A 20,774-nucleotide genomic window follows, 5' to 3' on the forward strand; every position below is an offset into this window, starting at 1 on the left:
CCTCTCCCCAGCTTGGGAGAGGGGCTGGGGGTGAGGGCTGTAGCTTACCTTTAACCAACTGTTTAACTGAAAAAACTGTAACCCAAATCGAGGAAAATCATGGCATTAATTCTAATCGTTGATGACGCCGCCTTTACCCGACGGATGATCCGAAAAACCCTTGTCGCCGATGGACATGAAACCCTAGAAGCCACCAACGGACAAGAAGGATTGGACATGGCGATCGCACATCAACCCGACTGTATCTTAACCGATATGCTCATGCCCGTTATGGATGGCTTTCAACTCCTCGCCGCCTTGCGCGATCGCCAAATTAATACCCCCGTCATTGTGATCACCGCAGACATTCAAGAAAATGTGCGCCAGCGTTGTCGTGAGTTAGGCGGATCAGGCTTTATTAATAAACCCCCTAAAGAAGCCGAATTACGTCGCGTTATTGGTGAAATCTTAGCTTGTCCCCAGGAGACTGTATGAACTTAACTCCCGATCAAATTGATGCGATCCAAGAAATCGTTAATATTGGTGTAGGTCGGGCGGCTAGCGTCCTGAATGAAATGCTGGAAGCCCCGATTCGCCTCCAAGTTCCCTATATTAAAATTGGGTCGCCTCTGGATTTTCAATCTGAAATGGAAACTCGCCTCGGTGGGGAACAAGTTGCAGCGGTTCGCCAAGACTTCTCTGGGTCTTTTTCGGGTTTAGCGGAGTTAGTTTTTCCCACTGATAGTGCTTCAATTCTCGCCGCTGTTCTCACGGGGGAAGAATTAGGAACCCCGGATTTAGACGCCGTTCGTATTGGTACATTAAGCGAGATTGGTAATATCTTAATTAATAGTGTGATTGGGTCAATTAGTAACGTCCTCAATCAACGTCTCGATTATGCCATTCCCAGCTACATCGAGGATACTGTCGAAAACTTAATCAACGTTGGAGATAATCAGCAGGAGAATACCATCCTGTTAGCCCAAACCCAATTTTTTATCGAACAACTTCAGATTCGCGGTGATATTATCCTCGTCTTTGAAGTCGGTTCCTTCGATGTGTTACTGGACGCGATCGCGATGCTAACCACTGTGTAATCTGAGTCATGTTCTTGAACAATAACGAATGACCAATGACCAATGATCAATGACCATTTAATCCGTCCATGCATGAGATAGAAATCGCTGCTGAAAAATTTGGCATTCTTGACCAAATGCCTTTGGGTGTCTGTATTCTCCGATCCGATTTCGTGGTCTTATTCTGGAATCGTTGTTTGGAGGATTGGACACACCTATCCAGAGGTCAAGTTTTAGGTCACAAAATCAGTGACTATTTTGGGGATTTGAATCACCCCCGGTATGAAATGCGGCTTAAGTCCATCTTTTCCGGGGGACCTCCGACCATTTTTTCTGCCCAACTTCATCCTCATTTTATTCCCGCCTATTTACCCGATGGACAACGGCGAATTCAGCGTACCACTGTCACCGCCATACCCGGCTTAACTGAAAAAGACTACTACGCCCTTTTATCCATTCAAGATGTTACCGAACTTAGCCAACAAGTTCAAGACTATCGAAAAATGCGCGATCGCGCTTTAGCAGAAGTCCAGGAACGACAACGCGCTGAAGCGGCTTTACGGTCTCAAGAAGAACAATTACAAGCAGTTTTTGATGCAGTTCCTGGCTTTGTCTCCTGGGTGAATTCGGATTTGCGATATCTGGGGGTTAATCGTCATCTAGCTGATACCTTTAGCTTGACTCCTGATCATTTTATTGGTCAAGATGTTGGCTTTATGAAAGCGAGTCCCAGCTTTGCTGACTTTATGCGTCAATTTATTGCCAGTCCCGAACCAGCGGCTAGTCAAGTGATTGAAGCTTACGTCAATGATACCACCCGGAGTTACTTAATTGTTGCTCAGAAATACCAACAAGGACGGGCAGCAGTTTCGGTGGGAATTGATATTACCGATCGCAAGCAAGCGGAAGAAGAGGTTCGCAAAGCTTTAGCCAAAGAAAAAGAACTCAGCGAACTCAAATCCCGCTTTGTTACCATGACCTCTCATGAGTTTCGCACACCCCTAACTACTATTTTAAGTTCTGCGGAATTACTCGAACATTATGGTCATAAATGGACACCGGATAAAAAGCTGACTCATATCCGTCGCATTCAAGGAACCGTTAAACATTTAGTCCAAGTTTTAGAAGATGTGACTCTGATTGGCAAAGCCGAAGCCGGAAAACTTCAGTTGCAGCCTGTTCCTCTGGATTTAGTTGAATTTTGCCACGGCTTGATTGAGGAGTTACAGTTGAGTTTAGGACAGCATCATTCTCTGGTATTTACCCATCAGTGCCCTAACCTTAATGTCTGCATGGATGAGAAGCTGTTGCGGCATATTCTGACGAATTTAATCTCGAATGCGATTAAGTATTCTCCCAATTGTGGAATCGTTACCGTGAACCTCGTCTGTCAGGATTCATCCGCCATCTTTCAAATTAAAGACCAAGGGATTGGGATTCCCTTGGCGGATCAAGAAAAACTCTTTGAGGCGTTTCATCGGGCGCAAAATGTGGGGAATATTTCGGGAACGGGATTGGGGTTGGCGATTGTTAAACGGGCGGTTGATTTACAAGGGGGTGAGATTACGGTAAACAGTCAAGTGGGAGAAGGAACTATGTTTACGGTTACATTGCCTTTATCGGTATAGATTGAATAATTTATTTATAAAATAATGAATTAGGAAAGGATGGGTTTTGCTATTCAATTATCGGTGGAGAAGGGCGGGTTTTGCTGTTCCGTTATCGGTAAACAGGTGAATTTAGTCCCTAAACCCGCCCCTACAGAATTATCGGTGGGGAAGGGCGGGTTTTGCTGTTTAGTTATCGGTAAACAGGTGAATTTAATCCCTAAACCCGCCCCTACAGAGTTATCGGTGGGGAAGGGCGGGTTTTGCTGTTCAGTTATCGGTAAATAGCCGAATTGAGTTATCGGCGGGGAAGGGCGGGTTTTGCTGTTCAGTTATCGGTAAATAGCCGAATTGAGTTCCTAAACCCGCCCCTACAATTGGTTAATTAATGACCTAACCTATTGCATTTTTCAATAAACATGGTATTATCATCATCTCACGTAAACCACCCTGGAAATAATTCCGCGATCGCGACTGAAATCCAAACAGCGGCGCATCAATTTCATGTCCTGGATCAAGTCCCTATGGGTAACTGTGTCCTGCGATCAGATTTAGTGGTTTTATATTGGAATCGCTGCTTGGAAAACTGGACGCATATCTCCAAACAGCAAATCTTAGGTCAAAAAATTACCGATCATTTTCCCCACCTGAATCATCCCAAATATACCACCCGTCTCCAACAAATTTTTACTGGAGGACCCCCCACCGTCTTTTCCTCCCAACTTCATGTCCACCTGATTCCTGCGCCTTTAGCCGATGGAGGATTACGGATTCAACATACCACCGTTACCGCCATTCCTAGTGAAAAAGATGGCGAGTATTATGCCCTATTATCGATTCAAGATGTTACTGAACTCACCCAACAAGTTCATAACTATCGCACCATGAGAGATCGGGCGATCGCGGAAATTCAAGAACGCCTTCGTACCGAGAAAGAATTAGCCGACTATCGTAATCATTTAGAAGAACTGGTCGAAGAACGAACCGCTGCACTCCAGACAGCTAATGAACAATTAAGTGTCAGTCAAGCCAATTATCGTAGTATCTTTGAAAATGCAGTTGAGGGCATATTTCAACGTACCCCTGATGGCATCTATATTAGTGTTAACCCCGCCTTTGCCCAAATCCTAGGCTATGCTTCACCCAGCCATTTTTTACAGTCCCTAAAAAATATTGAACAACAATTTTATGTTAATCCGGATGACCATCAACGTTTAACCCAATTAATTCAACAAAATAAATCCGTCTCTAAATTTGAAACCCAGGTTTATCGCCAAGATAGGCAAAAAATTTGGATTCGCAAAAATGCCCGTGCCGTCACCGACCTATCGGGAACCATTCTCTATTATGAAGGCTCAATTGAAGACATTACCGAAAGTAAACTAGCCGAAGAACGACTGCGAGAAAGTGAAGAACGCTTTCGCCTTTTAGCCGACACCGCCCCCGTCTTGATCTGGTTAGCCGGAACCGATGGTAATTGTTACTTTTTCAATAAAACCTGGTTAGAATTTACCGGACGCACCTTAGAAAAAGAAATAGGAGATGGCTGGACAGACGGAGTTCATCCTGATGATTATCACTATTGTATCGAAACCTATTCCAACGCATTTAAAGCCCAAAAACGGTTTCGCATGGAATACCGTTTACGCCGACATGATGGCAACTATCGCTGGATTTTAGATACAGGCGTGCCTCGGTTTACATCCACTGGTCATTTTGCCGGATATACCGGTTCTTGTATTGATATTACCGATCGCAAGCAGGTTGAAGAACGACTGCGGGAGAGTGAAGAGAATTATCGTTCAGTGATTGAAAGCGTTAAAGAAGTCATTTTCCAAACCGATGCAACGGGGGTATGGACATTCTTGAATCCGGCTTGGACAGAGATTACTGGCTTTACATTAGGGGAAAGCATTGGCACCAATTTCTTAGAGTATATTCATCCCGATGATTGCCAACGCAACGTAGACCTATTTCAACCCTTACTGGAACAAAAAAAAGACTATTGCCAGCATGAAGTCAGATATCTGACCAAAGATGGCGGATATCGCTGGATTGAAGTTCATGCCCAATTAACCTTTGCCCCCGATAATACAATCACTGGAACCTCTGGCACACTTCGCGATATTACTCACTACAAATGGGCAGATATTCAACTCAAAGCTAGCGAACAAAAGCTTCGCCAGGTGATTGATTTAGTTCCCCATTTCATCTTTGCTAAAAATAAAGACGGTCAGTTTATTTTAGTCAATCAAGCCGTCGCTGATACTTACGGAACCACCGTCGAAGCCTTACTGGATCAACCTGAAACAGAGGTTGCCCCATCAGTAGACGATGCCCATGAATATCGAGAAGCAGACTTGCACGTTATTAACAGTGGAGAAACTCTTTATATTCCCGAAGAAACGATTACCAATGCTAAAGGCGAAACTCGAATTCTGCAAACTACAAAAATACCCTTTTGTGTCGCTGACTCCGATGTTCCCGCCGTCTTAGGGGTATCCATTGATATTACCGATCGCAAGCAAGCCGAGATTGCGCTTCAGCAACAATTAATGCGAACCGTTCTGCTAAAGCAAATCACCCAAGAAATTCGCCGCAGTTTAAACACCAAAGAAATCTTTCAAACCACCGCCAGCCAAATTGGTCAAACCTTTGGCGTCAATCGCTGTATTATTCATACCTACCTGACGGAACCGACACCAGCCATTCCTTTGGTGGCAGAATATTTAGAAACAGGATATGAATCCATTCTCCAATTAGAAGTTCCTGTTCAGAGAAATCCGCATGTTCAACAGTTATTAAAACAAGACAAGGCAATCTCCTCACCGGATGTGTATGCCGATCCATTGTTGTTAGGCTGTACCCAACTCTGTTGTCAGATTGGATTAAAATCCATGCTGGCAATTCGCACCTCCTATCAAGGGGAACCGAATGGGATTATTGGCTTGCATCAGTGTGATTCCTATCGCCATTGGTCAAGTCATGAAATTGAATTACTCGAAGCCGTTGCTGATCAAGTCGGGATTGCGATCGCCCAGGCACATTTGTGGGAACAGGAAACCCGCCAACGTCAACAGTTAACCGAGCAAAATGTAGCATTAGAAAAAGCCCGACAAACCGCCGAAGCCGCCACCCAAGCCAAAAGTGAATTCTTGGCAACCATGAGTCATGAAATTCGCACACCGATGAATGCCGTAATTGGCATGACCGGGTTACTTCTGGATACTGACTTGACCTCAGATCAGCGCTATTTTGCCGAAACCATTCGCAATAGTGGGGATGCCCTACTGACGATTATTAACGATATTCTAGATTTCTCGAAAATTGAATCCGGGAAAATGGAGTTAGAAGAACAACCCTTTCAACTCCGCACCTGCATTGAGGAAGCCCTGGATCTGCTAACTACCAAAGCCGCCGAAAAAAATCTAGAATTAGCCTATTTAATTGACTCCCAAACCCCCAACTGGATTGCCGGAGATGTGACGCGGTTGCGTCAAATCTTAGTCAATTTAATTAGTAATGCGGTTAAATTTACGCCAACTGGAGAGGTTTTGGTTTCCGTAACCGCCCAGATTTTGGCGGATGAGGGAGATGGGGGAGATAGGGGAGATGAGGGAGATAGGGAAGATAGGGAAGATGGGGGAGATAGGGAAGATGAGGGCGATCGCTATCAGTTACAATTTGCGGTAAAAGATACAGGAATTGGTATTCCCCCTGATCGGATTCATCGCCTATTTAAATCCTTTAGCCAGGTTGATTCATCCACCTCTCGTCAATATGGAGGAACAGGATTAGGATTAGCCATTTGTAAACGCCTGTGCGAAATGATGGGAGGTCAAATGTGGGTAGAAAGTGGTGGATCAGTCGCCGGAAATCCACCTCCAGGATGGATAGCCACTGATAACGGAGAAGAGAGTTCTGGAGGTTCAACCTTTTACTTTACAATTTTGTCTGAATCCATCCCCGATTCAGCCGTAGTAGAACAACCAATCTGTGACACTCACCTGGCTGGAAAACGGCTATTAATTGTCGATGATAATACGACAAACTGCCAAATTTTAATCCGACAAGCCCAGTCTTGGGGGATGCTGTCACAAGCCACGGAATCGGGTCAAGAGGCATTAGCATGGCTGTCTCAAGGGCAAGAATATGATATTGCCATTCTGGATATGCAAATGCCAGGAATGGATGGGATTACCTTGGGGGAAAAAATCCACCAACAGTTTAAGGGTAAAGAGTTCCCCTTATTAATCTTATCGTCCATGGGTAAACCTGAGATTGCCTCTGGAGTCGTGGAAGCGAATTTTGCTGCCTTTTTAAGTAAGCCGATTAAGCAATCGCAACTCTACAACTTGTTAACGCAAATCCTGAGTGGACAACCGACAAAAATCAAGCGATCGCCTGTAGGTTCTCCCTCGCTTGATCCCACTTTGGCGCAACGAATCCCCCTGCGAATCTTAGTGGCGGAAGACAATAAAGTGAATCAACAATTAGCCTTGCAGTTATTGCAGCGCATGGGATATCGCGCCGATGTCGCCGGGAATGGATTGGAAGTCATTGAAGCCCTGCGCCGTCAGCCTTATGATGTCGTATTCATGGATGTACAAATGCCAGAAATGGATGGCTTAGACGCCACCCGCCATATTTGCCAGCAATGGTTACCCGCAAACCGCCCGCGAATTATTGCCATGACAGCCAACGCCATGCAAGGCGATCGCGAAAAATGTTTGGAGGTAGGAATGGATGACTATATCAGCAAACCGATCCGCGTCAATGAATTAGTTCGGGTTCTATCTCAGAGTCAGCCAACCGAGGAACCCCCAGAACCCGCACCCCAAACCGAGTCAGCCCTTGACCCCCAAGTCTTACAAACCTTTCACGACATGATGGGCGAGAGTGCGACGGAAATGCTGCATCAATTAATTGATATTTATTTAGAAGATACCCCCGCCATGTTGGAAACGCTTAAAATAGCCCTGCAAGAGAATAATTTACCCACTTTGCAACACACGGCTCATACCTTAAAATCATCCAGTGCGGCATTAGGGGCAATTAAATTCTCCCAGCTTTGCCAAGACTTAGAAAATTTAAGCAAGTCTCAAGTTACAACAGGCTTATGTGAACTCGTTGCCCACATTGAATCCGAGTATCAACGAGTCAAGCAAGAGGTGATGAATTATAAGTTATAACCCATTGTATTGGCGTGGCACACCTTATTTTGATGAATTAGAATTGTAGGGGCGCAAGGCTTGCGCCCAATTTAACCATCAATCTATTCCACAATTTTAGCTGTGTCAGTCCAGTAGGTTGGGAAAACGCAAGGAAACCCAACAAAATAGACCCCAAAGTTGGAAGATACTTAAAGAAGGTCTGGGTCAATTCCCTGTTCTCGTAACTTGGTACGCAAGTCAAATAGCTGCCGTTCTAATTGTTCAGCTCGCTGTCGTTCCTGTTCAATGACATTCGCGGGAGCGGGCAAGCGGTTTCCCTCTTGGTCATACCAGTAGAGCCACTCCCTGGTGCATCCTTCATGAGTACCCTGTTCACAACCAATTCCTAGCCCAATTTCAGGCATCCACACTTTCGTCCCCTTTTGACGTACATAGATCCCATTCATCAGGCGATAAACCTCAAACGGGTCATGCTTATCGCGTTTCCAGTAGTCAGGATTGTAGATAGTGTAGTACAGCACACCCATCTCGGCATACTTGGTCATTTTCCCGTCGTACTCATCACCTGGCGTTTTCGAGACCACCTCTAACACCCACTGAGGAACAATGTCCTGTTCTTGCCAAAGGACGTAGCTCAGTCGAAGCTTGCCACCTGCTTTGAATCGCTCTACTCCTAAACTGAGAAAACCATCCGGCACAATCGCGTCAGCACCTGGAGAGTAATAGACCCCCATATTGATTCCTAAAAACCAGTCCATGCGCTCTGCCCATAGCCAAGCCAGAATTGCTCGTAACAGATTGGGAATCAGGTTTTGCAGTTCATTATCCACAGGAGTATCGTCAGAGTCGGGCAGTTCTTCAGCAGTGGGAAGATATTGCAATGGGTTGTACTGTATCATAGCGGCGCTCCTATCCCAGTAAATCAAGGCTAACTCAATGGAGGGTCAGGTTAAGAGAAACAGAGGGAGCGGGGGGAGCAGGGGAAGCAGGGGAAGCGGGGGAAGCTGAGGGAGCAGGGGAAGCGGGGGAAGCAGGGGAAGCTGAGGGAGCAGAGGGAGCTGAAGGTGATGAACCACCAATCTAGCCGTTCAGCCAATCGGCGTAGTTCTATTAAGAAGTTTTACGGAAGTCTTGACTGGGGGATGTAGTCGATAATCAAAATAACCATCACAAGCTGTATTGAGGCACTGTTCGATGATTATACCGTCCCTGCTGATTCTGGCGATCGCTCTCGTCGCGGTTTACATTCATACCCATGTCGCAGAGGAATTAGTGCAAGTAGGGGCAACAATCATTGCGTTACTTTGTCTGGTGTTGAATCTGATTTTAGCGCCACTCGCGATAAAACTGCTCATTGTCGGGTCTATTTTACTCACAGCAAAACGGGCTTCATTAGCACTTTTTAATTCCCTGCTCCAGTAGTTCCTTCTCTGTCAGCGCCAAATTTTCCCTCGACAGAGGGTTGAAACCATTGCAAGAAAGCCTATTCCCTATGACACACCGAGCGAAGTCGAGGTGTTCCCTCTCCCCACCACAAGACTTATTCAGCAAACCCTAGATAAGATGCCTTCTGCCTTCTATGACGTTGTAGCTTTAGCGATCGCAGACAACTTTAACCAGGATGGATAACTCCCCTCTGCCTTAATCTGCTGGATTTGCTCCTGGGAAATCGGTAAATTGAGACGCCCTGCCACCGCCCGGACAATATCGCCTCGGTCAATAACACCCGCGATCGCGCCTGCGGGAGAAAGTACGGTTAGATGCTTTAGCTGACAAGTTTCCAGAGTATTAATTACGTCTATTAACGGAGTTTTCTCCTCAACTGTGGCAATTTCCGATAACGGGTGAACCAGACTCTCCAGGGACTCCATTTCCCAGCGACTGCGTTCGATTGTTTGTAAATCTTGAATCTTAACTAAACCGCGATAACGTCCCTCCGACGCGGCATAATACGGCTTATTCGTCTGAATATCTGCCAGAATGTACTCATCAGCAAAAGACCGTAAGCTCATGGTGGCATCCAGGACACGAAAATCGCGGGTCATGGCGTCGGAAGCGTGAAGCTGAAGTAAGGCTTCTTGTAAGATGGTCAGGCGATCATAAGCATTGGCATTGCGATACACAAAAGAGCCGATCAACGCCAACCACAGGATTGTCCATACTCCAGTCAACAAAGTCAGTCCTACGGATACCGCGATCGCTAAAGAGCCAATCAGTTTACCCCCCTGTGCTGCCCAACGCACCCCTTGCAAGCGATTCCCCGTCAGCTTCCAGATTGCCGCTTTGAGAACTTGTCCACCATCGAGGGGTAATCCGGGGATTAAATTAAACAGGGTTAATACAAGATTAATCCGTGCTAGATCCGCCGCCACCAGATATCCCAGATTGTCCGTAGGCAGTACCTGAGTTAACCCATAGAATAGACCAAACAGGCAGAGGCTAACCCCAGGACCTGCGATCGCAACTTGGAACGCATCCCCCGGTGTCTGAGATTCACGGTCAATCGCCGCCACGCCGCCAAAGATAAACAGAGTTATCGAATTGACTTTAATTCCCTGCGATTGCGCCACTAAACTATGCCCTAGTTCATGCAATAACACCGAAGCAAACAATAATAGCGCCATCACCAACCCCAGACTCCAGGCGGAAATTGACTGAAAACTCGGATCGAAATTCCCCGCCTTGAGTAAGGTCACCAAGGCTAAGATAAAAAGCCACGACGGGTCAATAAAGAAAGGTATTCCAAATAATGAGCCAATTCGCCAATTTGACTGTATCAAGGTTTTTGCTTCCTGTGACGTTTACCTGGACTAGGGGTCAGTAAGTTAAGTTTTGCCTAGATATGTATACTTATGTATACTTATGTATCCTTATGATTAAGTTTTTGGAAACGGTTCAGTATTCGTATTCTAAGATATCAGCTTTTAGATCCCCAGCTTCTTCAAGAAGTTGGGGATCTCATAAGGGAAGAAGGGATCTCGAAATCCCGACTTAGAGTGCCCCGGCGTTACTCAGTCCCAAGATCACACCGGCGCCAACCAGGTGTCCCAAGCTAGCCGTTGCCAGCAGTTCGGTCACACCGAAACGCTTGAAAATAGCGGGTTTGGGCAGGGGTAAATCCGGTCCCACACCCGGATTTTGAATCGCGTAGTACCCTGCAAACAGTACCACCAAGTTGCAGATGATCATCACTAGCCCCACAGTGGGAGTCCAGCTAGGGGTTGAGGGTACAGACGATTGCACCGCCGCGAATAAGGTTGTGTTAAGCATTGTATATTCTCCTGGTCTTGATAAACAGATACAAGTGAAAAAATGATAAAGAATTATCGGGATAAAATTCATAAAATGTTGTAATATTTAACAATTTGACCAAAAAACGAGAATGGGGCTATCAATGCGGGTTAAAATTTGTGGCATTACCAAACCGGAACAAGGACAAGCGATCGCGCAAAAGGGTGCAACCGCCCTGGGATTCGTATGTGTAGCCGCTTCCCCCCGGTACGTCACCCCCAATCAAATCGGATTGATCGTAGACTCATTGACGATATCGATGGATACTATCGGCGTATTTGCCAACGCTTCCGTTGAAGACATCTGCGCCACGGTTGCCCAAGCCAGATTGAACGGCATTCAACTTCATGGTAGTGAATCCCCCGGATTTTGCCGCCAATTGCGGCAATGTCTGCCTGAGATTGAATTGATCAAAGCGTTGAGGGTGAAAACGCCGGAAGATTTACAGTTAGGCGATCGCTATGTCAGTTGTGTCGATACCTTGTTACTCGATGCTTATCATCCCCAGATGCTAGGGGGTACGGGTAAAACACTTGACTGGGAAACCCTGGCTGAATTTAATCCCCCTTTACCCTGGTTTCTGGCTGGCGGCTTAACCCCAGATAACATTGGCGAAGCGTTGAAACGATTGCACCCCGATGGGATTGATCTATCCAGTGGCGTTGAGCGATCGCCCGGAGATAAAGATTTGGATAAAGTGGCTTTACTATTTCAACAGATAGCCCTGTAGTGGCATAATCCCCTAATTTGATGGATGTCGCTTGCATTCAGATGGTATGCTGGTGGGCATTACCCACCAGCCTTAAGTCGAATGTCACTGACTTTAGAGTTTGTAGTCAGCGCTTTAGCGCTTCTGGCACTAAAGTGCCTACTACAAACCCAGCTTTAAGTCAGTGCCATTCAACCTAAGATGAATAGCACTGAAATAAGCATTTGGGGAGCGCCAAAACCCTTTATCTATCGTAGTAGCTTGGCAAGCTTAAAACAGTGGTCAAGTATTTTCAAGGAACCCTTATGGGAGTAGCGATCCAGAAAAATTTTACCCACAACTTTAAGCTTGCCAAGCCAGTAGGGTGGGCATTGCCCACCATCTTTAAGTCAGTGGCATTCAACCTAAGATCTTGTCCATCGTTGATAAAATTGCTCAATCTCTGATTCTGAGTAGAAGTGCCTAACCAATTCTGTTTGATAGATTTCATCAAGATAATCAACAGGCAAATCAACATTCCTCAGAAAGCTTTTGTAGAGACTCTTATATCGCTTCTGTAGACCTACATTAGCCTGAACAAGATTAGCGTTTTGGAGTCCCAAGAACTCTTGAAAGGCACTCTGGTATGAATCATTTAGAGATTCCAACTTTAACAAAAGGATTCTGGCAAGCTTAGTGTTGTAAATATAGTAATTACTCCCGGCTATGGAAGGTGCAGCAAATATGTCAAAATCCAAATTGTCTTTCAACTCAAAATTGAACCACTCAAATGGGTGTTTACGTCTGGAATTGTCAACCTTTTCTTGGTAAAATCTTTCAATGACTTCTTGCAAAACTTTTGTGTCGCCTTCTACTTTTATTTTTTTTCGATAATCAAGTCCTAATATAAATTCTCTTTCTAGGTTCTGAAAAAAACTCGATAATATTTTCGCAACCGGATCTCTGACCAGAGTGATCACACTCCAAGGATGCATTATATTCTTTTGATCCAGTTGACTTCGCAAGTATTCTGAGTGAATGGTTTCAGGATACATGAAGCGTAGTTTGGGAAAATTGGCTTTGTCCCTTTCTATAGCTCTACTGATCTGCTCATGTCTTAGGGTATGAACATGATAAATGGGAATATCAAGATTTAAAGACTCAAGACTTTTCCAGATTGTAGTTGAGCCAACCTTACTCATTTGATAAATTACAATCTTATCTTTGCTACGCAGACCTTCTAGCCATAAACGCAGACGATGATAAGGATGTGTAATGCGATAGTCTTGCCTGAGTGAAGACTGGATTAAAGGTTTAAGTGCCATCTTAATTTTAGCTCGCGTGCTTTTATTATTTGGGATATCTAGTGAACTTTGCAACTCTTAGATTAATTTTAACTGATATCGAAGAGTAAAATTTCAGCATCGGTTGTTGCCGCTATTGCCACATCTGTTTCCTCATTCAACGCTGCACCGTCTCCTGACTCTAAGGCTAACCCATTCACCGTAACCGTACCTCGCGCTACTTGCAGCCAGCCATAGCGTTGAGGTGCGAAAGAATGAGTGATGCGATCGCGCTTTGTCAAGACTGCTGCATATACGTTTACATCTTGATGAATCGTCAGGGAGTTTTCTCTACCATCCCCTGAAGCAATTAAATGGAATTGTCCAGGATTCTTGGCGATGCCAAAGTTATGCTGTTCATAGCTAGGATTATGTCCATTTTTATCGGGCAAAATCCAAATCTGCAAAAAGTGAACTGAGTCTGTCTTTGAATGATTAAATTCACTATGACGAATCCCTGTTCCCGCACTCATCCGTTGTACATCACCGGGATAAATCACAGAACCATTCCCCATATTATCTTTATGTTCTAGCGCCCCATCTAAAACATAAGTAATAATTTCCATGTCCCGATGTCCGTGAGTACCGAATCCTGCACCCGGACTAACCCGATCCTGATTAATCACGCGCAGGCTACGAAATCCCATCGCGTTTGCATCGTAATAGTTGGCAAATGAAAAGGTGTGATAGGTGTCTAACCAACCGTAATTAGCATGTCCTCTGTCTTGAGATTTGCGAAGTTTAATCATTTGTCATTCGTCCTTTGTCCTTTGTTATCCCTATAACCATCGGACTGGGTTAGGTATTCACAGGGAGCATCCCAACAAAATATAGGGCTAAAGCCCTTACTACGAACCCAAGCTAATCTATCAAATTAGGTGTGCCACGCTAGTAGCTAGTAGTGGCGTGGCACACCTTAATTGGTGGATTAGAATTGTAGGGGCGCAAGGCTTGCGCCCGGTTTAAACGTCAAATCTATTCCACAATTTTAGTTGTGTCAGTCCGCCATCGTGTGTTAGCGTAGCGTAACGCACCTTAACCAATATATATGGTGTGGCTGCGTAAGTCCTGATAGTTCAACTATAAAACCCATACCACTATTATGGGAAGTATGCACTTTAAAGTAAGCTAGTTACTAAAATGATACTATGGCAACTAAACGCGCCGAGAGTGAACGCGCCAATTGTCCTGTAGAACGTACATTAGAGGTTATTGGCGGTCGCTGGAAAGTCTTGATTTTGCGGGAATTATTGGCAGGGGTGAAGCGTTTTGGTCAGTTACATCGGGCTTTACATGGTATTACCCAGAAAATGCTGACGCAACAGTTACGAGAACTGGAAGCGGATGGTATTGTTCATCGGGAGGTTTATCTGCAAGTTCCGCCAAAGGTTGAGTATTCTTTAACACCATTAGGTGAGAGTCTTCAACCGATTCTTGAAGCGATGCATGAATGGGGGATAAAACATTTGACCCTTACACAAGACAAATAACAAATGACAAATGACAAATGACAAATGACAAATGACAAATGACAAATGACAAATGACAAATGACAAATGACAAATGACAAATGACAAATGACAAATGACAAATGACAAATGACAAACGAAGTTTAAGGGATGGCTTCAGCTAACCCCATACTAATTAACCTAAAGGCAATGTGTTGAACCTGTTCTACCGGAAACTTGAGATGTTGGGCAATGGCATGAAGCGATACAGCGTCTTTACTATACTGCCAAATTTGCCATTCTAATGTATCTAGTCGATAGGACGGATAACCCGCAATTGTATTGAGTAAATTCTGATTCGGATCAGGTAATTTAGCTGCCAAGTTATCCCAATTGGGTAAAACGCGCAATCCCATTAAGGTGGCTTCTGTCGCCGGAATACTTAACCCAGTCATTTCTTGAGTAGGAATTACCGCCAGGGAATCAAATTGAAAAGAACCATCTTGCAGTTGAAACAGCACAGACAATTGCTGCAACAGTTGAATTTGAAATAGTTGTTCTAAGTTTAAGCGAGTTAAAACCCCTTGTTGTTTTAAACAAACGCCTAATGGCTGATTAACGGGACAACACCATTGAACCAGTTTGGATAACACGCGATCGCTAACTAATTTACATTTGCTAATCAATGAGATTAAACCTTGCCCATCTCGCCGATTCGCTGCCGCGATAATCTGACCTTGTTTAACCCATAAGTAGTAAGTTCCGGTGGCTGGTGCCAAAGCCTGAACTGTCAACAGTCCCGTTCTTTTGCCCTTTTCAAGTAACTGAAAAATCTCTGGTAATGATACGTCGCTTAAAGTACCGATAATGCCCATCATTGTAATTACTAAGGCATTTGCCCTATCAACTTGTTTCTTGCAGTTTGCCCTTAGTCCTCAAATAATACAACGCAAGATCACAAGTTAAGTTCACAACTTAACCACTGACTGGGTGATGTTGATGGCAAAGTCTGCTGGTTCAGGCAAAGCGTTCACAGTTTTTTCACGGTTTTAGTTTAGAATGAACAGTTTGAACAAATTCTGGCTCTTAACCGCATCTTAATCTGAATGTCACCAAAATATCAGCCTCCCAAACGTCAACGGGGAGTTATTCTTTCCGTTCAAGGTTGGCAGCGCCTAAATGCCGCGCAGCGCAAGTTAGCCTTTCAAGATAATCGGGGAAAACCTTACACCCTGGAACAATTAAGCGAACGTACCCATTTAAGTCCAAACACCCTGATCAAAGTACGACGGCGCACAATACCTGTCGATCGCAAAACCTTGATGTCCTATTTCAGCGCTTTTGATCTGACGCTTAATCCTAATGATTATACCAAAGCAGACAGCAAATTATCTGATTATGAGCAAGTTCCGCTGAAAAGTCCAGTCCCTCTCAATTCTCCCTTTTATATCGAACGTCTACCCATTGAATCCCTGTGTCACGAAACCTTGGTGAAACCAGGAAGTTCCATCCAAATTGTTGCCCCCAAGCAAATGGGTAAAACCTCTCTGATGACGCGAATCTTGCAGCAGGCTAGGGCGGAAGGCTTTTATACAATCCTTTTAAACCTGCAACTGGCAGAGTCTTCGATAGTCTGTGATTTAAATCGATTCCTGCAATGGTTCTGTGCGGTAGTGACACGGGGCTTAGATTTACCGCATCAAGTACCAACCTATTGGGATGATATCTATGGCGGAAATGCTAACAGTACGTATTATTTTGAAACTTATCTCTTACCGAAACTTGATAATCCTTTGGTTTTAGCCTTAGACAACGCTGATATACTATTGAACTATCCAGAGATTGCTCAAGAATTTTTTAGGTTACTGCAAAGCTGGTGGGAAAAAGCTAGCTATGGGGATAGGTGTAGCCAGATGTGGCAAAACTTGCGCCTCGTGATTGCGAATTCAACTGAACTTTACGCCATATCTGGGGTGAATTGCATTGAATTTACAGCAGAATTATCGATTCAGTTGTCTGAATTAACCGAGGAACAAGTCCAAGATTTATTGATTCGCCATGGATTCAATTGGCATCCCCAACAGGTCAAGCAATTATATCAGCTTTTAGGGGGTCATCCTTCTCTGATTCAGCTAACTTTAAATGCGATTAAAACAGAAAATATTTCCATTGATCAATTCTTAGCAACCGTTACCGCAGAAGCAGACATTTATCGGGAGCATTTGCACCAGTGCTTATGGCATCTCCACCAGGATTCAGAACTAATGAATGCTTTGATTCAAGTGGTCAATTCATCAACGCCTGTAGAATTCGAGCCAATTCTTACCCGTCGCTTGCAGAATCTGGGACTGGTGCAGGTAGATCAAGGCAAGGTTAGGCTGCGGTGTCAATTGTATCACCACTATTTTCGCGATCGCCTAAAACCCCTCGGCTTAAAATTCTCCCCCGAAACCCGCCAAGCTAGCATGGTGGTGATTGAGGGGGTCAACTTAACCACTAACCTGCTGGCTCATCCGGAACCGACGTTTAATCAACTCTACAAAGACCTGCAATTGTTTGTCCAGCTTGCTCAAGAATTTGACGGAAAAATTATCAAATCCATTGACCAAGGAATGTTAATTGTGTTTCCCAGTTGCCTACAGGCGGTTAACTTTGCCCAAGAGATTCAATTAACACTTCAATCCGCCGTTCAACGGGACTCAAATTCAGGACTCTGTTATCGGATTGGCATTCACTGGGAAGATGTTATTTTTTGTTACACGGGCGTGAGTGGACTCGGCGTCAAAATTGCCCATCATCTCACCGCAGAAGCCCCTCCTGGCGGGATTTGTATATCTCATAGCGTTTATGAGGCGATCGCGAACTATTTGCCCCAGCCACCGCAGCCGATGGGACAGTGGCAATTTGAGGACAGTGAACAACCAATTGCCCTTTACCAACTAAAATAAGCATTTTGGTAGCACCAAAACCTTTGATATACCGTAGGGTGGGCATTGCCCACCAGCCTTAATTCAGTGGCATTCATACTAACTAACTAAACTCAAGGAAGCTAGTAACCTAATTATCGTTCATTGAGTCAAACCGCTACACATTTCCTCGTCTGGGGTTTCTGTTGAGTCGGTGACATTCGCGATCGACGAACTATACCAATTGTTTTTGGCAAAACTCCAACTAACTGAGCAATCACGTCATCAGAGAGTTCATCAATAAGCTGGGCGTCGAAATATTTATAGAGTAAACGTAATAAGATTTTGGCACGGTGTAGTGGCACATAAGTGGTCATGGCATGTTGGGTAAACAAGATCCAGCGCTGCCGTAATTGATACGCTTTCTGGCGTTCGTACCGTGATTCAGGATAGACTAACGAAAGCGTACCAATGGGAACAACCCGCGTACAATCCGCATCAAAAAGCCCACCAACGGCAGCACCAGAACCCGCCAGTTCTGCATGATAACGGTGCATTATAATTAATGCATTACCACGAGTACTATTCACCCTGAGGAGTTGTCCTGTCTGTAACTGACTCAGGATTTCAGTGGGTTGAATAATGGGTTTGCGGATTAGGGCTAGCTCTGTCATGGCACCTCAAAAAAACCGGGCTATTATCTCTGATGATTAGTGGTAGATAGTTAAGGAATAATATTTTGTTGAAATTGTGACGTTGTTAACCAGAGCAGACCTTGATCCTACTCGATTTTGCATCCAAAGCGACAAATTACACTTTAGAAATTGATTGGTATTTAATCTTTATTCAACAGATATAGTAGGAGACTGTTGATGTTACTAAATGCCTGTGAATTTAAACGACCTACCCAGATTTGAGTAAAGGGATACAGAGAACAGGCAATAGTTAATTTAAATGTATCTTAGCCGAGCATTCCCCCACACTATCAGAGAAAATGAATTCAAAAACACTGTAACTTTAGATCAGGATTAATGGTAAATGACGAGAAATTACTTACTGATAGTAGTATTGAGAATAAAATCAACTTTTTTATAAAGCTAATTTGGCTTAGTTTGAGCATTCTCCGACATTTACCCAGATTGTCATTTTGATTGATTTGAATGAGTATAACGACCTATTTATTATTTTAAGCCACACTTCACTAAAGAATTGGGAAATTTCTGAATTCTCATGTAAAGAGTTGATGAAGACGGCAGAAGGGGAGCAGGGGAGCAATGTAGAGACGTGCCATGGCGCGTCTGGGAGCAGGGGGAGCAGGGGGAGCAGGGGGAGCAGGGGAGCAATGTTCCAGACGTAGCTACGGAAGAGGCAAGAGTTCGCAGTAAAGTGAAGAAAGACTCACATAGATACACCCTCGTTGATTAGGGAAATAACCGCATAAATAGTCATGGCACCAGAAAGAATCGTTCTCCTATCGAGCCGAGAAATCGAGAAAATGCGTCAAGCTGGACGTTTAGCCGCCAAGCTCCTGGATCACATTGAACCCATGATTCAGCCAGGAGTCAGTACCTTGGAACTCAATGATGAAGCCGAGCGCTGGACTCAGGAACATGGAGCAAAAAGCGCTCCCCTCGGTTATCATGACTTTCCTAAGTCAATTTGTACCAGTATTAATGAAGTCGTCTGTCACGGTATCCCCAATGCTAAACAAATTCTGCAAGATGGGGACATTATCAATATTGATGTAACCCCGATTGTGGATGGATTTCATGGGGATACGTCTCGAACCTTCTTTGTCGGTACACCTTCACCCACCGCCAAAAAACTGGTTGAAGTTACCTACGAATGTATGATGCGGGGAATCGCCGCCGTGAAACCCGGAAACCGCATTGGTGATATTGGGGCGGCTATTCAGGAATACGCGGAAGCTAATGGTTTTTCTGTGGTTCGGGATTTTGTCGGACACGGCGTTAATCGAATCTTTCATACGGCTCCCCAGGTGCCTCACTATGGTACTCGCGGAAAAGGAAAGCGTCTGCGTTCCGGGATGGTGTTCACCATTGAACCTATGATTAATGAGGGGACGTGGGAAGTGGAAATTCTGGCGGATAAATGGACAGCGCTGACAAAGGATCGTAAGCTTTCGGCTCAATTTGAGCATACTATAGCAGTTACGTCAGATGGGGTAGAGATTCTAACGTTACCCGAACCGATGACAACGATGAAATCGGCGTGATGCATTGGGATGGGGGAGAATTTCCTACTCCCTAATCACCAATTACTTGACCCCTCCCTAACCCTCCCCTTGACAAGGGGAGGGAACTCGAAGTTCGCTGCAACAAAACCTGTCCTTCGTCAACAGAAAGCGGATTCGATATAGTTTTGTAGGATAAGCTCACATCCTTCCAGAATGAATGGTTCACCGACTTGAAGGGCTGACGTCGGCAACAGGTTCTTAGTATTATCCTGGCATGAGTTTTGGCAGATACGGTGGTAGCGAACAAGGGCGACATCAAACCGACAAGGAAGATCACTTAAATCGGGATTTTCTGCTAAAAATAGTTCGGCTGTTCGCCAAATTTTGGCTTGCTTAGAGGATGTAATCGCCAATTGACCATCGGCATCCCAATTCCCTCGACTGCGAGTTTTCACCTCGACAAAGGCTAAGATAGATGACTCCGCGTTTGCTGGCAAGGGGGTAGGGGGCTGAAATTGGGGGTTTATATCCAGATTGGAGACGGGATTTTCCTTTACCTCTCCATCCCGATAGGCAATCAGGTCGATTTCTCCCCAGCGACAGTGCCATCGGTGATGTAAAATAGTCCAACCTTGGGCTTGTAACCAGGTGGCAACGAGTTGTTCTCCTAGTTTTCCTTTGTTAGTTGTCATTTGTCATTCGTCATTCGTCATAAGTGGGTGGACACAATTAAAGTTAACGGTTGAGATTAGGGAACAGGGAACAGGGAACAGGGAACAGTAAGGGTTTGAGGGCAATTTACTTACACTTAATACAGTACCGTTTTCTTTTGTCCGACTACTTACCAAGTTGCAGTCTAAGGTAGAATCTGTCATGCTGAGTGGAGTCCGGAGCGAAGCGGAGGAACGAAACGAAGCATCTGTAGAACCGCTTCTAAAAACCTAGACAAACCTACCCATAAGTAATTCTGCCTTGGTATAAGTCCACGGTGTAACTTTTGGTCGATGACCGTTAACGCTTGCGCTTGGCTGATACCCGGCGTTGTTGCTCGATATCAGCCTTAAC

18 protein-coding genes are annotated in these 20,774 nt (G+C 44.8%); 10 read left to right on the forward strand and 8 right to left on the reverse strand.

What is annotated here, in order from left to right:
• Window positions 1–99 precede the first annotated feature (99 nt).
• The 5 genes from RIC07_RS20965 (at window position 100) to RIC07_RS20985 (ending at window position 7,854) form a co-directional block, all read left to right on the forward strand.
• On the forward strand, window positions 100–474 hold the full coding sequence (locus RIC07_RS20965; RefSeq protein ID WP_446380048.1) for a response regulator: 375 nt from the start codon (window positions 100–102) through the stop codon (window positions 472–474).
• Window positions 471–1,076, forward strand: a complete 606-nt coding sequence (locus RIC07_RS20970; protein WP_006104199.1) for a chemotaxis protein CheC — start codon at window positions 471–473, stop codon at window positions 1,074–1,076. The genes RIC07_RS20965 and RIC07_RS20970 overlap by 4 nt, the downstream gene beginning before the upstream one ends.
• Before the next feature lie 68 nt (window positions 1,077–1,144).
• Window positions 1,145–2,683 carry a PAS domain-containing sensor histidine kinase gene (locus RIC07_RS20975; protein ID WP_446396211.1) on the forward strand — a complete coding sequence of 513 codons (1,539 nt, stop codon included), beginning with the start codon at window positions 1,145–1,147 and terminating at the stop codon, window positions 2,681–2,683.
• A 39-nt stretch (window positions 2,684–2,722) separates the two neighbouring features.
• Entirely contained in the window at window positions 2,723–2,950 is a 228-nt protein-coding gene (locus RIC07_RS20980; RefSeq protein ID WP_446396212.1) for a hypothetical protein, read from the forward strand.
• Between the two features lie 131 nt (window positions 2,951–3,081).
• Window positions 3,082–7,854, forward strand: a complete 4,773-nt coding sequence (locus RIC07_RS20985) for a PAS domain S-box protein (RefSeq protein ID WP_446396213.1) — start codon at window positions 3,082–3,084, stop codon at window positions 7,852–7,854.
• 170 nt (window positions 7,855–8,024) lie between these two features.
• Here the strand turns inward: RIC07_RS20985 and RIC07_RS20990 are convergent, their stop codons facing one another.
• Window positions 8,025–8,735 (reverse strand): Uma2 family endonuclease, encoded by a 711-nt coding sequence (locus tag RIC07_RS20990; RefSeq protein ID WP_446396214.1) that lies wholly within the window; start codon window positions 8,733–8,735, stop codon window positions 8,025–8,027.
• A 295-nt stretch (window positions 8,736–9,030) separates the two neighbouring features.
• Here RIC07_RS20990 and RIC07_RS20995 point away from each other — a divergent pair, with 295 nt between their 5' ends.
• Complete coding sequence (locus RIC07_RS20995; RefSeq protein ID WP_446380053.1) at window positions 9,031–9,258, forward strand: riboflavin synthase subunit alpha; 228 nt, start codon at window positions 9,031–9,033, stop codon at window positions 9,256–9,258.
• 155 nt (window positions 9,259–9,413) lie between these two features.
• Here the strand turns inward: RIC07_RS20995 and RIC07_RS21000 are convergent, their stop codons facing one another.
• On the reverse strand, window positions 9,414–10,613 hold the full coding sequence (locus RIC07_RS21000) for a site-2 protease family protein (protein WP_446396224.1): 1,200 nt from the start codon (window positions 10,611–10,613) through the stop codon (window positions 9,414–9,416).
• Between the two features lie 214 nt (window positions 10,614–10,827).
• The gene (gene psaK, locus RIC07_RS21005) at window positions 10,828–11,106 is read right to left on the reverse strand and encodes a photosystem I reaction center subunit PsaK (RefSeq protein WP_446380054.1); all 279 of its coding nucleotides are present in this window, start codon (window positions 11,104–11,106) and stop codon (window positions 10,828–10,830) included.
• A gap of 124 nt (window positions 11,107–11,230) precedes the next feature.
• On the opposite strand from psaK, the gene RIC07_RS21010 reads away from it, so the two are divergent.
• On the forward strand, window positions 11,231–11,857 hold the full coding sequence (locus RIC07_RS21010; protein WP_446396215.1) for a phosphoribosylanthranilate isomerase: 627 nt from the start codon (window positions 11,231–11,233) through the stop codon (window positions 11,855–11,857).
• Between the two features lie 383 nt (window positions 11,858–12,240).
• Here the strand turns inward: RIC07_RS21010 and RIC07_RS21015 are convergent, their stop codons facing one another.
• Window positions 12,241–13,140, reverse strand: a complete 900-nt coding sequence (locus RIC07_RS21015) for a putative capsular polysaccharide synthesis family protein (RefSeq protein ID WP_446396216.1) — start codon at window positions 13,138–13,140, stop codon at window positions 12,241–12,243.
• A gap of 68 nt (window positions 13,141–13,208) precedes the next feature.
• Window positions 13,209–13,907 carry a pirin family protein gene (locus RIC07_RS21020; protein ID WP_446396217.1) on the reverse strand — a complete coding sequence of 233 codons (699 nt, stop codon included), beginning with the start codon at window positions 13,905–13,907 and terminating at the stop codon, window positions 13,209–13,211.
• Between the two features lie 399 nt (window positions 13,908–14,306).
• On the opposite strand from RIC07_RS21020, the gene RIC07_RS21025 reads away from it, so the two are divergent.
• Window positions 14,307–14,648, forward strand: coding sequence for a winged helix-turn-helix transcriptional regulator (locus RIC07_RS21025; protein WP_446386426.1), 342 nt, complete (start codon window positions 14,307–14,309; stop codon window positions 14,646–14,648).
• 122 nt (window positions 14,649–14,770) lie between these two features.
• Here RIC07_RS21025 and RIC07_RS21030 read toward each other — a convergent pair whose 3' ends face one another.
• A complete protein-coding gene (locus RIC07_RS21030) occupies window positions 14,771–15,484 on the reverse strand; it encodes a DUF4388 domain-containing protein (protein WP_446396218.1) in 714 nt (237 codons plus the stop codon).
• Between the two features lie 228 nt (window positions 15,485–15,712).
• Between RIC07_RS21030 and RIC07_RS21035 the strand changes: the two genes are divergently transcribed.
• Window positions 15,713–17,554: an AAA-like domain-containing protein gene (locus RIC07_RS21035; RefSeq protein WP_446396219.1), complete on the forward strand. Its 1,842-nt coding sequence runs from the start codon at window positions 15,713–15,715 to the stop codon at window positions 17,552–17,554.
• A 128-nt stretch (window positions 17,555–17,682) separates the two neighbouring features.
• Here RIC07_RS21035 and RIC07_RS21040 read toward each other — a convergent pair whose 3' ends face one another.
• The gene (locus RIC07_RS21040; RefSeq protein WP_446396220.1) at window positions 17,683–18,186 is read right to left on the reverse strand and encodes a hypothetical protein; all 504 of its coding nucleotides are present in this window, start codon (window positions 18,184–18,186) and stop codon (window positions 17,683–17,685) included.
• Window positions 18,187–18,959: 773 nt separating this feature from the next.
• Here RIC07_RS21040 and map point away from each other — a divergent pair.
• Entirely contained in the window at window positions 18,960–19,748 is a 789-nt protein-coding gene (gene map / locus RIC07_RS21045) for a type I methionyl aminopeptidase (RefSeq protein ID WP_446396221.1), read from the forward strand.
• Between the two features lie 119 nt (window positions 19,749–19,867).
• Here map and RIC07_RS21050 read toward each other — a convergent pair whose 3' ends face one another.
• Window positions 19,868–20,401: a YraN family protein gene (locus RIC07_RS21050; protein ID WP_446396222.1), complete on the reverse strand. Its 534-nt coding sequence runs from the start codon at window positions 20,399–20,401 to the stop codon at window positions 19,868–19,870.
• Between the last annotated feature and the right edge of the window lie 373 nt (window positions 20,402–20,774).

The sequence above is a fragment of the Coleofasciculus sp. E1-EBD-02 genome (assembly GCF_040218245.1).
Classification (GTDB): domain Bacteria; phylum Cyanobacteriota; class Cyanobacteriia; order Cyanobacteriales; family Coleofasciculaceae; genus Coleofasciculus.

What these genes read in the sequence shown, in the direction of transcription:
- RIC07_RS21010 (WP_446396215.1), top strand. Translation starts at nt 11,231, where the DNA reads ATGCGGGTTAAAATTTGTGGCATTACCAAACCGGAACAAGGACAAGCG.
- RIC07_RS21015 (WP_446396216.1), bottom strand. Translation starts at nt 13,140, where the DNA reads ATGGCACTTAAACCTTTAATCCAGTCTTCACTCAGGCAAGACTATCGC.
- RIC07_RS21025 (WP_446386426.1), top strand. Translation starts at nt 14,307, where the DNA reads ATGGCAACTAAACGCGCCGAGAGTGAACGCGCCAATTGTCCTGTAGAA.
- RIC07_RS20985 (WP_446396213.1), top strand. Translation starts at nt 3,082, where the DNA reads ATGGTATTATCATCATCTCACGTAAACCACCCTGGAAATAATTCCGCG.
- RIC07_RS21030 (WP_446396218.1), bottom strand. Translation starts at nt 15,484, where the DNA reads ATGATGGGCATTATCGGTACTTTAAGCGACGTATCATTACCAGAGATT.
- RIC07_RS20980 (WP_446396212.1), top strand. Translation starts at nt 2,723, where the DNA reads ATGGGTTTTGCTATTCAATTATCGGTGGAGAAGGGCGGGTTTTGCTGT.
- RIC07_RS21050 (WP_446396222.1), bottom strand. Translation starts at nt 20,401, where the DNA reads ATGACAACTAACAAAGGAAAACTAGGAGAACAACTCGTTGCCACCTGG.
- RIC07_RS21040 (WP_446396220.1), bottom strand. Translation starts at nt 18,186, where the DNA reads ATGACAGAGCTAGCCCTAATCCGCAAACCCATTATTCAACCCACTGAA.
- RIC07_RS20970 (WP_006104199.1), top strand. Translation starts at nt 471, where the DNA reads ATGAACTTAACTCCCGATCAAATTGATGCGATCCAAGAAATCGTTAAT.
- RIC07_RS21020 (WP_446396217.1), bottom strand. Translation starts at nt 13,907, where the DNA reads ATGATTAAACTTCGCAAATCTCAAGACAGAGGACATGCTAATTACGGT.
- psaK (WP_446380054.1), bottom strand. Translation starts at nt 11,106, where the DNA reads ATGCTTAACACAACCTTATTCGCGGCGGTGCAATCGTCTGTACCCTCA.
- RIC07_RS21035 (WP_446396219.1), top strand. Translation starts at nt 15,713, where the DNA reads ATGTCACCAAAATATCAGCCTCCCAAACGTCAACGGGGAGTTATTCTT.
- RIC07_RS20975 (WP_446396211.1), top strand. Translation starts at nt 1,145, where the DNA reads ATGCATGAGATAGAAATCGCTGCTGAAAAATTTGGCATTCTTGACCAA.
- RIC07_RS20995 (WP_446380053.1), top strand. Translation starts at nt 9,031, where the DNA reads ATGATTATACCGTCCCTGCTGATTCTGGCGATCGCTCTCGTCGCGGTT.
- map (WP_446396221.1), top strand. Translation starts at nt 18,960, where the DNA reads ATGGCACCAGAAAGAATCGTTCTCCTATCGAGCCGAGAAATCGAGAAA.
- RIC07_RS20990 (WP_446396214.1), bottom strand. Translation starts at nt 8,735, where the DNA reads ATGATACAGTACAACCCATTGCAATATCTTCCCACTGCTGAAGAACTG.
- RIC07_RS20965 (WP_446380048.1), top strand. Translation starts at nt 100, where the DNA reads ATGGCATTAATTCTAATCGTTGATGACGCCGCCTTTACCCGACGGATG.